Here is a 12334-nt window from a genome sequence, read left to right on the forward strand (position 1 = left end):
TCTATTGACATATATATTGTTTAATGTTATAACTGTCAAGAAAAATAATATTTCTCTTATTAAGAGTTGGCGGAGATACAAGGATCTGTGATGCCACGGCAACCCCCGATTATGATGGAAGGTGCCCACCGGAGCAATGCAATATTGATCAATAAGAGGATTTGAATACCTTGATTTCAAGTCCGCTGTAAAACAGTGGACTTAATTTTTGCTTGTAGTTAACAATAATTTACTTATAGTACTTACGAATGCAATTGATTCGTAAGTTGCAGAAACAAAAGCTTATTTTCAGAGAGGAGAAAAAATGGAGAAGAGATTATTTACTTCAGAATCAGTAACAGAAGGACATCCGGATAAAATCTGTGATCAGATTTCAGATGCGATTTTAGATGAACTTATGAGACAGGATCCAATGAGCCGTGTAGCTTGTGAAACAGCTATTACAACAGGTCTTGTACTTGTAATGGGTGAAATTACAACAAAGGGATATGTTGATATTCAGAAAGTTGTAAGGGAAACAATTAGAGAGATTGGTTATGACAGAGCTAAATATGGTTTTGACTGCGATACATGCGGTGTTATTACAGCTCTTGATGAACAGTCAGCAGATATTGCTTTAGGTGTTGATAAGGCATTAGAAGCAAAAGAAAATAAAATGACAGATGAAGAAATCGATGCTATAGGTGCAGGCGATCAGGGTATGATGTTTGGTTATGCAACTAACGAAACAGAAGAATATATGCCTTACCCTATTTCATTGGCTCATAAGCTTGCAAGAAAGCTTACAGAAGTTAGAAAGAATGGTACATTAAAATATTTAAGACCAGATGGAAAGAGCCAGGTAACAGTAGAATATGATGAAAATGGCAAGCCTGCAAGACTTGATGCTGTTGTTCTTTCAACACAGCATGATCCTGAAGTATCACAGGAACAGATTCATGAAGATATTAAGAAGTATGTATTTGACACTGTATTGCCACAGGATATGATTGACGAAAATACTAAGTTCTTCGTTAACCCAACAGGACGTTTTGTAATCGGAGGACCTCACGGAGACAGCGGTCTTACAGGACGTAAGATTATTGTTGATACTTATGGTGGATATGCCCGTCACGGCGGTGGAGCTTTCTCAGGAAAAGACTGTACAAAGGTTGACCGTTCAGCAGCTTATGCAGCAAGATATGTTGCAAAGAATATAGTAGCAGCCGGTTTAGCTGACAAGTGTGAAATCCAGTTATCATACGCAATCGGTGTTGCACATCCAACATCAGTAATGGTAGACACATTTGGAACAGGAAAACTTAGCGATGAAAAATTAGTAGAAATCATTCGTGAAAACTTTGACCTTAGACCTGCAGGAATCATCAAAATGTTAGACCTTAGAAGACCAATCTACAAGCAGACAGCAGCTTATGGCCACTTTGGAAGAAACGACATCGATGTACCTTGGGAAAAGACAGACAAAGTAGAAATGTTAAAAAAATATATGTAGCTTACAGCGTAGAAAAGTCTTACTGCACCTGTGCTTGCACAAAGGTGCAGAAAAGACTTTGAGACGCGCCCCGAACATGAGCAAAAAAGCGAAGCGAAGCTGAGTGATATGCGAATGTACGGGAAGGATTGTGTGAGTGCGAAGCACGTAGCAATCCGGTAAGCTACAGAATATTATAGCGTGTAAAACAGCTTGGATTACCTTAATGTAAAGGCAGTCCAAGCTGTTTTTGCTTGGGAATATTATAAGATTTGAATTAATTTCTACACCACACCATTACACTTTCCTAATCAGCTTCAACAGATATGGTATTTCACTTTCGAAGTTCACAGCATAGTTAACTGCCTCAGGGTCATTGTAAGTGTTGTTTATACAGGCTTTTGTAAAGTCAGCGGCAATTTTTAAAGAATCCTGAATATTGTAATCATTCATTAACGCTCCGGTAAAGGTGCTGGCAAAAACGTCGCCGGTGCCGTGGGATTTCATTTGGACTTTTGGAGTGTAGTATTCAAAAAACTCTTTTGTTTCTGAATCGTATCCCATAAAGCCGAATTTGTGGTCAGCAGATTCAACCCCTGTAATAACAATTTTTTTAGAACCAAGTTTGGCAAGGCTTAGAAGCAAATCTTTAATACATTCATTAGAAGCATTTTCTCCCGGATATGGCATACCGGTCATAAAAGCAGCTTCTGAAATATTAGGAAGAATAACGTCTGCATACTTGCAAAGCTTTGCCATTTTTAAAGGAAAATCTTTATCGAAACCTGAATAGAGTTTGCCATTGTCTGCCATTGCAGGATCGACGATTATATATTTGCAGGTATTTCCAAAAGTTTTAAAATAATCTTTTACAAGAGTGATTTGTTTTTCACTTCCAAGATAGCCTGTGTAAATAGCATCAAAGGAGAAACCTTCTTTTTGCCAATGCTTCTTAATAGGTTCCATATCGTCAGTTAAATCACGAAATGTAAAATCGTTAAACATAGTATGTGTTGACAAAATGGACGTAGGTAATATGGATGTTTCAATGCCCATTGCCGAAATAATAGGCAGGGCAACGGTAAGTGAACATTTACCTATACATGAAATATCCTGTATGCTTAAAACACGTTTCATAGATAATCTCCGTTCGTTTACATTTTTGTTATAATCAAGTATAATTCCTTATGTGGTATCATACAATCGCTATTTTACCACAAAAATATAATACCAGAAAGATTAGGTTTATTTATGCTTACTTATGACTTTGGAAAAAGAGAAAAAACATCTTTATATGAATATTTGTACAAGTGTATAAAAGAAGATATTTTATCAGGAAAAATTAAAGCCAATGAAAAGCTTCCGTCAAAACGTGAAATGGCAAAAAATCACGACATTAGTGTAATAACAGTAGAAAATGCCTACGCTCAGCTTATAGTGGAAGGCTACATATACACTAAGGAGAAGAAGGGATATTTTGCCAGTGATATTGGAAGTCAATACATTGAGCAGAAGCCCAAAGTCAAATATGAGAAGAAAAAAGAAAAGAAGAAATGGCTTGTGGACTTTAATTCAAACCATATAATGTATGATAGTTTTCCTTTTGCAACATGGTCAAGAATAATGAGGCAGACACTTTTAGACAAAGAAAATTCTTTCCTGTCTGTTCCTGAAAAAAACGGTGTAATGGAATTAAGGGAGGCAATAGCCGATCATCTTCAGCATTTTAGGGGAATGAATGTTAATCCTGATAACATAATAGTAGGTGCAGGAACAGAGTATTTATACAGCATTATTGTGCAACTTCTTGGCAGAGATAAAGTTATAGCAGTGGAGGATCCGGGATATAAGAAGATAGGCAATGTATACGAAAGTAATGGCGTAAAGTGCCTCCACATTAAAATAGATCAAAGAGGCATACAACTTAATGAACTGGTGGAAAGCAAGGCAGATGCAGTGCATATTTCACCATCTCATCAATTTCCGACAGGAAGAGTTATGCCTATTTCAAGAAGAACTCATTTGCTTAAGTGGGCAATAAATAATAAGAAATACATTATAGAAGATGACTACGACAGTGAATTTAGGTTTTCGGGCAAACCAATTCCACCAATAGCAGGAATGGAGGGAAAACGTGTAATTTATATGAACACATTTTCAAAAACACTGGCACCGTCAATTAGAATTGCATATATGGTTTTGCCTGATGAATTAATGGACAAGTTTAATACGAAATTAGGTTTTTATTCCAATACTGTGTCAGGATTTGAGCAGTACACACTGGCTAATTTTATAAGCAAGGGTTACTACGAAAGACACATAAACCGAATGCGTAATTATTATAGAGATTATAGAAATAAAATAATAAGAACCATACAGAATCACCCTATTTACAGCAAGGTTTCAATAGAAGAGGAAAACTCAGGTCTGCATTTTATTTTGAATATTAATAAAAAAATAGACGACGAACAGTTTAAGAAGGAATTGCAGCAAAACAATATTAACATATCAGGTGTGTCAGACTATTGTTACAATAATTTGGATGAGTTTAAACACAAATTTATAATAAACTATTCGGCTGTGTCAGAGGAGAATTTAAAGAAAGCTTTGGATGTAATGAATGAGGCATTATCAGAGTAATGAAGCATTAAATAATAGATATGTTAATGTAGTAAATAAGGCATTATTAAAAGTGTGACATTGGAGAAGAAATATGAGTAAATATAATGGTAATAGAGAATTTAAAATCAATATTCCGGGAAGCGTAAAGCTTATAATAGATGTTTTGGAAAATAATGGATATGAGGCGTTTGCCGTAGGTGGTTGTGTAAGAGATACCATTTTGGACAGAGAGCCTCAGGACTGGGATATAACAACATCAGCTCTTCCGGAACAGGTAAAGGAACTTTTTAACAGAACTTTGGACACAGGAATACAACATGGAACAGTTACAGTAATGATTAAGCATGTGGGCTATGAGGTTACAACTTATAGAATAGATGGGGAATACAATGACAGCAGACATCCTGAATCAGTGGAGTTTACATCTAATCTTATAGAGGACCTTAAACGCAGAGATTTTACAATAAATGCCATGGCATACAATGAAAGAGAAGGTCTTGTGGATGCTTTTGATGGAATTAATGATATAAATAACAAGATTATAAGATGTGTGGGAGAGCCGGAGGAAAGATTTGGTGAAGATGCCCTTAGAATTTTGAGAGCAGTAAGATTTTCTGCCCAGTTAGGTTTTGACATAGATGAAAAAACAATGGAGGCAATTAAGAAACTTGCCCCAACACTTGAAAATATCAGTGCGGAAAGAATTAAAACAGAACTTGAAAAGCTTATAATCTCAAAGAATCCATGTAAGCTTATTACAGCATATAACGCAGGTATTACAAAAGTGATACTCCCTGAATTTGACGCTATGATGGAATGTGAACAGAATACACCATACCATATGTATAACGTAGGTGAGCACACAATAAAAGTAATGGAAAACGTGTCGGCAGACAAGCTTATGCGTTGGACTGCATTGTTCCACGATGTGGCAAAACCATTAGTGAAAACAACAGATGCTAATGGCAGAAATCATTTTAAGGGACACGCATTGGAGGGAAGCAGGTTGGCACCGCAGATAATGCGCAGATTAAAGATGGACAACAAAACCATAAAAACAGCTTCACGTCTTATAGAATGCCATGATGACAGACCTGCATCTAAGGGCTTTAATCCTGAGGCAATAAGACGAAGTGTCCATAAAATAGGCAAGGATATTTATCATAATTATCTTGAATTAGTATATGCTGATTTTATGGGCAAAAGCAAGTATGGAAAAGACGAAGGCTACGATGCCTATGTTTATGTATGCAAGCAGTATGAATATATAATGGAAAACAATATTTGTACAAGTACAAAGGAACTTGCCATAACAGGTAAGGATTTAATAGCCTTAGGTTGTCCTTTAGGAGAAAAAATCGGCAGAGCATTGGATGAATTGCTTGAAATAGTATTGAAAGAACCTGAAAAAAATACAAAAGATAAACTGTATGTGGAAGCAGAAAAGATAATAAAATCACTGTAGTTCTAAACTTGAGCACCTTTTCATATTTTAGAATACAAGCATGACTTGACTAAATAATTTATGGGAGGGTGTGTATGAATGAAAGGGCACTTACGGTTTTTGAACAATATGAATTAGATATTACGGAAACGTTTAAAATCAGAGGAAATTATGGATGTAACACACCTGACGGAAAATACATTTTGCAGGAATATGATAACAGCAACGATAAAATGGTATCAATGAAGTCTCTTTATAATCATTTGGAAAGCAGTGGCATAAAGACAGACTACGTAATTCCAAATAAGGAAGACCGGTATGTTTCAGTAAGTGAGGACGGTTACACCTATATTCTAAAGAAATGGTTTGAAAGTCAGGAGTGTAACATAAATGAGGAAAAGCATATAGTAATGGGGGCTGCAAATCTTGGAAGGTTTCATACTTTGTGCCAAAACAGCCAAAGATTTATGGAGGAGACTAAAGGTTTTCATCCCGGCAAAAATATGCTTGTGATTTATGAAAAGCACAATAAAGAAATAATAAACATAAGAAATTACATAAAAAAGAGAAAAAACAAAAACTATTTTGAACTGGCATTAAAAGAAATGTTGGTGGAATATTATAGTCAGGCAGATGAAGCCTTAAAGGCTTTAAGGCAAACAGGTTATGGGAAAATGTACAACAACGCACTAGAGCATAAGAATCTTAATCATGGCAGTTACAATCATCACAATATAGTTTTACTTAACGGAAAAATTGCAATGATTAATATGTCAAAAATAAACTATGCACCGGCTATTCAGGATGTTTATGATTATTTGAGAAAAGTAATGGAAAAAAACAACTGGAACATAGACCTTGGCAGAAAAGTTTTGGCTGAATATGAATCAAAAAAAATTATAAATCAGGAAGAGCACAATATTTTAAAAATAATGTTTTCTTACCCGGAAAAATTTTGGAAAATTATTAATTATTATTTTAATTCTAACAAGGCGTGGTACTCTGAAAAGAATGAGGAAAAATTGAAACAGCTTCAAAATCAGGAAGAAATACGAAAAAAATTCATAGAAAATATGTGAAAATTCTATATAAAAACATTTTTGGTAGTTTCCTTTCTTTTTACTTTGTATTATAATGGGTTAGAATTGAAAATAGTTCTTGGAGGTACGAAATGGATTACAAGGAGTTATATGAACTGTGGCTTACAAATCCTTATTTTGATGAGGACACAAGAAAAGAACTTGAAGCCATTAAAGATGATAATAAAGAGATTGAAGACAGATTTTATAAAGATTTAGAGTTTGGTACAGCCGGACTTCGTGGAGTTATCGGAGCAGGTACTAACAGAATGAACATTTATACAGTTAGAAGAGCAACACAGGGGCTTGCTAACTATATTATTAAAATGAATGGTCAGGATAAGGGGGTTGCTATCGCGTTTGACTCAAGACATATGTCTCCTGAATTTGCTGATGAAGCAGCTTTATGTCTTAATGCTAACGGAATTAAGGCATACGTGTTTGATTCACTTAGACCTACACCTGAACTTTCTTTCGCAGTTCGTGAATTAAAGTGTATCGCAGGTATTAACGTAACAGCAAGTCATAACCCTGCTGAATATAATGGATACAAAGTATACTGGGAAGATGGTGCTCAGATTACACCACCTCACGATGTTAACATTATGGATGCAGTTCTTGCAATTACAGATTATGCTGATGTAAAGACAATGGATAAGGACGAAGCTGTTAAGGCTGGTCTTTATGTTCAGATTGGAAAAGATGTTGATGACAAATATATTGCAGCGTTAAAGAAACAGGTTAAACACCAGGATGCAATTGATGCTGTACAGAAAGATATTAAGATTGTTTACACACCACTTCATGGTACAGGAAACATCCCTGTTAGAAGAGTGTTAAAAGAATTAGGTTTTGAGAATGTTTATGTTGTAAAGGAACAGGAACTTCCTGATGGGGATTTCCCAACAGTAAGTTATCCTAACCCTGAATCGGAAGAAGCTTTTGAACTTGCTGTGAAATTAGGCAATGAAATCGGAGCTGATATTCTTCTTGCAACAGACCCTGATGCAGACAGACTTGGAGTTTATGTAAGAGGAAAAGAACCTGGTACATATCATGTTTTAACAGGAAATATGTCAGGATGCCTTCTTGCTGAATATGAAATCAGCCAGATGAAGGAAGCCGGAACATTACCTGAAGACGGTGCGTTAATTAAGACTATCGTTACAACTAACCTTGCTAACGATATTGCAAAATATTACAATGTTAACCTTATTGAAGTTCTTACAGGATTTAAATATATTGGAGAACAGATTTTAGGATTCGAAACAACAGGTAAGGGTCATTATTGTTTCGGTTTTGAAGAAAGTTATGGTTGTCTTATTGGAACACATGCAAGAGATAAGGATGCTGTTGTTGCAACAATGGCTCTTTGTGAAGCTGTTGCATATTACAAGACTAAAGGTATGTCACTTTGGGATAAGATGACAGAAATGTATGAAAGATACGGATATTGGTTAGACGGAGTTCAGGCTATTACTCTTAAGGGTAAGGAAGGAATCGAAAAGATTCAGAATACAATTGAGAAGTTAAGACAGCAGGTTCCTACAGAAATCAATGGTTACAAAGTTCTTTCAGCAAGAGATTACAAGCTTAACACAATTAAGAATATGGAAACAGGTGAAGTTACAGAAACAGGACTTCCAAAGTCAAACGTTCTTTATTATGACTTAGAAGGTGGGGCTTGGGTTTGTGTACGTCCTTCAGGAACAGAACCAAAACTTAAATTCTACTACGGAGTTAAGGGTACAGACGCTAAGGATGCAGAAGTTAAAGAAAAAGAATTAGGTCAGTATATGATTAATCTTGTAAATTCAATGTTATAAAATAAAAGATAAAATAAGAATAAAATACAAACACCATAATATATTTAAATAAAGATATATTATGGTGTTTTTTATGCAAAAAAATAGATTATTGACAGGGGCACTTATATTATTTCTAATGATAATAGTTTCCTCCTGTGGAATAGAAAAAATAAGCAGAAAAAAGATAAAAGACATAGATTTTACCGTTGTGGCAGAAATTGAAATGCCTTTAGAGGTAAAGCAAATTGTGGAAAAAAGAAAGGAACAGCCTTTTAAGGTTACATATTCTGATAATCAATATACATATATTATCATTGGATATGGAAGACAAAATCATCAGGGCTACAGCATTAAGGTCAACAACCTGTATGAAACAAAAAACGGCATATATATAAAAACAGAATTTCAGGGACCAAAGGAGTATTCCAATTCTGAGAATGTAACATATCCATATATAGTAGTGAAAATCCAGCAGACGGACAAAAGCGTTATTTTCAGTGAATAACAACAGATAGTGGCGTATATAAGATTATTAAAAAAGTATGATTTTTATAGCATGATAATATAAGCAAATTAGGGTTAATTAAAAGGGGGAGTTTAAATGAGATTAGAAAAGAAAAACATTCATATGAACAAAATTGTAAAAAGTGAAACAGTTATTTTTTTTGTTAGCAGAGAGGAACGAATTATGGATGCTGACAATGAGATTGAGAACATAATCAATCAGAAAGAAATAGTTACAACAGATGGCGTTGTTACAAGAGAAAATCAGATTACGGTAAACGGAACAATTAACTACAATATTCTGTATTATCCAAAGAACTCGGAAATGGTTTGTGGCGAGGAAAAGGAAATAAATTTTGAAGAAAATATAAAGTTAATGGGAATAAATTCAGAAGACAATGCTAATGTAGCAATGGAAGTTTTGTCTTCATCAATAAAGCCTGTTGATGGGAAAAACTACATATACAAGATTCAGTTGAAAGCATACATTATAGTTGAAAAAATCGAGGATTTAGATATTGCAACTGCAATAGATACCGATTCTCAAGGAGAAAATTATGAAAATAATTTTGCGAAAGAGAATTCAGGAAAAAACAATGTTGAAGATATAATGACGAAGAAGAGAAATATTGACAGCCTTGCTATTATAGCAGACAAAACGGATACTTTCAGGGTAAGTGAGCAGATTGAGGTTCCACATGGCAAACCTCCAATTGGGACAATTGTGTGGAGCGATATTAGAATAAAAAATCAAAATATTAAGACAATGGAAGGCAGTATAATTATAAACGGCCAGCTTAGTGTTTTTATTATTTATATACCTGAAATGGAAAATATGCCTGAGCAGTGGCTGGAGCAGACTATTGATTTTAACGGTCAGCTTGAAATGAGCGAGGCAACGGAAGATGTGGTATCTTATATTGAATTGTGGCTTAATAATGTAAACGTACAGCCGGAAATTAATCAGGATAATGAAATGAGAAACCTGTCCGTAAGTGCTTTGCTTAAATTAAATGTAAAACTGTACAAGGAAACAAGTATTAAGGTTATTGAGGATGTTTATAAGCCGGGGGCTAACCTTGTGCCTATTATGGAGTCGAAAACTTACCAGAAACTTCTTGTAAAGAATGCTTCAAGAACAAAAGAAGTGGTAAAAATGAAAATCGACAAAACAAAAGGTCAGCTATTGCAAATCTGCAACAGTCAGGCGGAAATAAAAATCGAAAATATTCTTGTAAGAGATAATAGTTTGAAAGCAATTGGAAAAATTAAAACTTGTATAATTTATATTTCTTCTGATGACAGACATCCAATATGCTGCCAGTGCAGAGAATCTAATTTTGAACACGGAATAGATGCGGAAGGCATTGAAGGAAATGATGAATATTTTCTTAATTGGAAAGTGGAGCAGGTTAACGCAAATATGCTTAATGCTGATGAAGTGGAAATAAAGGCTGTAATAGCTTTGGAAGCCATTGTTTTCAAAAAGGTGGAGCAAAACTTTGTAACGGAAATCAATCAGGAGCCGGTTGATATGGAGGCTTTAAATAGTGCACCTGTTTTAAAAGGATACATTGTTCAAAAAGGAGATACTCTTTGGAAGCTGGCAAAGGAAAATTACACAACAATCGAAAAAATAATGACAGTTAATAATCTGGAAAATGAAACAATCAAAAAAGGCGACAGATTATTGATTATAAAATCTTGTCAGGCATAATGAAAAAAAGTATACTAGGGGGAGAGTATATATAGTAAACTATGTATAAAAAAATATATAGTCTGATTATAGATGATAAAAAGATAATGAATCCATCGGAGGAATACAATGGAGAAAATAGAATTAAAGGCGTACGGTAAGATTAATCTTGGTCTTGATGTAATAAGAAAAAGACCGGACGGTTATCATGACCTTGATATGATAATGCAGATGGTTGATGTGTACGATGACATAGTGATTACAAAAAATAAAACAGGAAAGATAGAAGTAAAGACAGATACGGCAGTTTTGTCTAATGGCAAGGATAATCTTGCATATATGGCGGCAAAAATGTTAATGGATGAGTTTAAAATTAAAGACGGTGTTAATATATATATTAACAAGCGTATTCCAATTGCCGGGGGAATGGCAGGGGGAAGCTCAGACTGCGCAACAACATTAATGGGAATTAACCAGCTTTTTGAACTTGGTCTTTCAAAAGAAGAATTAATGGAAAGAGGAGTAAAACTTGGAGCAGATGTTCCTTATTGTGTTTTAGGTGGAACAGCCATAGCAAGAGGCATTGGAGAGGCTTTAACACCACTTCCTGCACCAGCTGACTGTCACGTAATTATAGCAAAACCACCTGTTTCAGTTTCAACAGCATATGTTTATGGACATATAAAACCTTTGAAAATAACTAAAAGACCGGATATTGAAGCCATGGCACAGTCTATTAAAGATGGTGATTTGAAGAAAATGGCGTCTTTAATTTACAATGTTATGGAAGATGTAACAGTAGGAGAATATCCAATTATAAGTGAGATTAAACAGGTGATGCTTGATAATGGAGCACTTAACTCAATAATGAGTGGAAGTGGTCCTACAGTTTTTGGATTATTTGATGATAAGGAAAAGGCACAGCAGTGTGTTAAGACTTTGGAGGAGAAAGGTCTTACACAGCAGCTATACCTTACAAAATTCCATAACGAATAGAGCTTATGACAAGCAGGTTATTAATTTTGACATAGGTTATTGAAAAATTTCAAATATTTAAATTTGAAATTATATTTTGTTACGGTGTGATACTGGGTATCAGACAGTGAATCACGTAATTTTTTCTTGGAATTGTCAGGTAGGACGCCTGTTGAAACGTCAACAAAACATAGTGGAGGATATAGGACACACCACCAGTTGTGTCCTTTTCCATTGCCGATTTTAATGGTGTATGAAGTATAGGTTCCCTTAGGAAAAATCACGTCACCATATGTTTTTACGGGAAAATCGCTGAAACCGAAAGTTGAACTTACAGTGTAATCATATCCATTATCAGCTATGGCTTTTGTGGCAATTGATTTTATTGTTTTGTCATTATTAAGAATAAAGTTTTTTGCTTCATCAACGGTTTTAAAATCGCCGGTTTTTTCATATATGTAGTTAACAACGGATTCCTTGACACGCATTTTCAGAGCCTGGTCGCTTACAGAGTCACTGTTGGCAAGTATATGAAAACGAATGGCACTGTGAGACAGCACCGAAACAGTTGATTTGGTTTCAAGATTCAGAAAAATGTTCCAGGTTAAAATCCCGGTGGCAAATATGGCAATAACCATACAAAAAGATATTTGTTTTATATATTTCATGGTAATCTCCTTTTTTAAGCTTGTTTTCATAGAAGATTATTGACAATAAAGGCATAAGTTATACAAA

Annotated in this window: 10 protein-coding genes and 1 riboswitch; of the genes, 8 read left to right on the forward strand and 2 right to left on the reverse strand. The window is 34.8% G+C overall.

Annotated elements, in window-relative coordinates; genetic code table 11:
• Positions 1-53: 53 nt before the first annotated feature.
• Positions 54-158, forward strand: a riboswitch (SAM riboswitch).
• Positions 159-304: 146 nt separating this feature from the next.
• Positions 305-1492, forward strand: coding sequence for a methionine adenosyltransferase (gene metK / locus NQ558_RS05545; RefSeq protein ID WP_005358835.1), 1188 nt, complete (start codon positions 305-307; stop codon positions 1490-1492).
• Between the two features lie 276 nt (positions 1493-1768).
• Here metK and NQ558_RS05550 read toward each other — a convergent pair whose 3' ends face one another.
• Positions 1769-2608, reverse strand: a complete 840-nt coding sequence (locus tag NQ558_RS05550; RefSeq protein ID WP_005358829.1) for a pyridoxamine kinase — start codon at positions 2606-2608, stop codon at positions 1769-1771.
• A 114-nt stretch (positions 2609-2722) separates the two neighbouring features.
• Between NQ558_RS05550 and pdxR the strand changes: the two genes are divergently transcribed.
• From pdxR to ispE, 7 genes are all read left to right on the forward strand, one after another.
• Complete coding sequence (pdxR, locus tag NQ558_RS05555) at positions 2723-4111, forward strand: MocR-like pyridoxine biosynthesis transcription factor PdxR (RefSeq protein ID WP_005358827.1); 1389 nt, start codon at positions 2723-2725, stop codon at positions 4109-4111.
• Between the two features lie 73 nt (positions 4112-4184).
• Positions 4185-5558 carry a CCA tRNA nucleotidyltransferase gene (locus NQ558_RS05560; RefSeq protein ID WP_005358823.1) on the forward strand — a complete coding sequence of 458 codons (1374 nt, stop codon included), beginning with the start codon at positions 4185-4187 and terminating at the stop codon, positions 5556-5558.
• A 74-nt stretch (positions 5559-5632) separates the two neighbouring features.
• Entirely contained in the window at positions 5633-6616 is a 984-nt protein-coding gene (locus NQ558_RS05565; protein ID WP_005358821.1) for a protein kinase family protein, read from the forward strand.
• 92 nt (positions 6617-6708) lie between these two features.
• Positions 6709-8442 (forward strand): phospho-sugar mutase, encoded by a 1734-nt coding sequence (locus NQ558_RS05570; RefSeq protein WP_005358818.1) that lies wholly within the window; start codon positions 6709-6711, stop codon positions 8440-8442.
• A gap of 73 nt (positions 8443-8515) precedes the next feature.
• Positions 8516-8929, forward strand: coding sequence for a protease complex subunit PrcB family protein (locus NQ558_RS05575; RefSeq protein ID WP_040445835.1), 414 nt, complete (start codon positions 8516-8518; stop codon positions 8927-8929).
• Positions 8930-9025: 96 nt separating this feature from the next.
• Positions 9026-10645, forward strand: a complete 1620-nt coding sequence (locus tag NQ558_RS05580; protein ID WP_005358813.1) for a DUF3794 and LysM peptidoglycan-binding domain-containing protein — start codon at positions 9026-9028, stop codon at positions 10643-10645.
• Positions 10646-10753: 108 nt separating this feature from the next.
• The gene (gene ispE / locus NQ558_RS05585) at positions 10754-11620 is read left to right on the forward strand and encodes a 4-(cytidine 5'-diphospho)-2-C-methyl-D-erythritol kinase (RefSeq protein WP_005358809.1); all 867 of its coding nucleotides are present in this window, start codon (positions 10754-10756) and stop codon (positions 11618-11620) included.
• A gap of 20 nt (positions 11621-11640) precedes the next feature.
• On the opposite strand, the gene spoIIR is transcribed toward ispE, so the two are convergent.
• A complete protein-coding gene (gene spoIIR, locus NQ558_RS05590) occupies positions 11641-12267 on the reverse strand; it encodes a stage II sporulation protein R (RefSeq protein ID WP_040445833.1) in 627 nt (208 codons plus the stop codon).
• Positions 12268-12334: the final 67 nt, after the last annotated feature.

It is taken from the genome of Eubacterium ventriosum (genome assembly GCF_025150745.1).
Classification (GTDB): domain Bacteria; phylum Bacillota; class Clostridia; order Lachnospirales; family Lachnospiraceae; genus Eubacterium_G; species Eubacterium_G ventriosum.

Bases quoted from the DNA above. Each gene is read 5' to 3' on its own strand.
- metK (WP_005358835.1), top strand. From the start codon at position 305: ATGGAGAAGAGATTATTTACTTCAGAATCAGTAACAGAAGGACATCCG.
- NQ558_RS05550 (WP_005358829.1), bottom strand. From the start codon at position 2,608: ATGAAACGTGTTTTAAGCATACAGGATATTTCATGTATAGGTAAATGT.
- pdxR (WP_005358827.1), top strand. From the start codon at position 2,723: ATGCTTACTTATGACTTTGGAAAAAGAGAAAAAACATCTTTATATGAA.
- NQ558_RS05560 (WP_005358823.1), top strand. From the start codon at position 4,185: ATGAGTAAATATAATGGTAATAGAGAATTTAAAATCAATATTCCGGGA.
- NQ558_RS05565 (WP_005358821.1), top strand. From the start codon at position 5,633: ATGAATGAAAGGGCACTTACGGTTTTTGAACAATATGAATTAGATATT.
- NQ558_RS05570 (WP_005358818.1), top strand. From the start codon at position 6,709: ATGGATTACAAGGAGTTATATGAACTGTGGCTTACAAATCCTTATTTT.
- NQ558_RS05575 (WP_040445835.1), top strand. From the start codon at position 8,516: ATGCAAAAAAATAGATTATTGACAGGGGCACTTATATTATTTCTAATG.
- NQ558_RS05580 (WP_005358813.1), top strand. From the start codon at position 9,026: ATGAGATTAGAAAAGAAAAACATTCATATGAACAAAATTGTAAAAAGT.
- ispE (WP_005358809.1), top strand. From the start codon at position 10,754: ATGGAGAAAATAGAATTAAAGGCGTACGGTAAGATTAATCTTGGTCTT.
- spoIIR (WP_040445833.1), bottom strand. From the start codon at position 12,267: ATGAAATATATAAAACAAATATCTTTTTGTATGGTTATTGCCATATTT.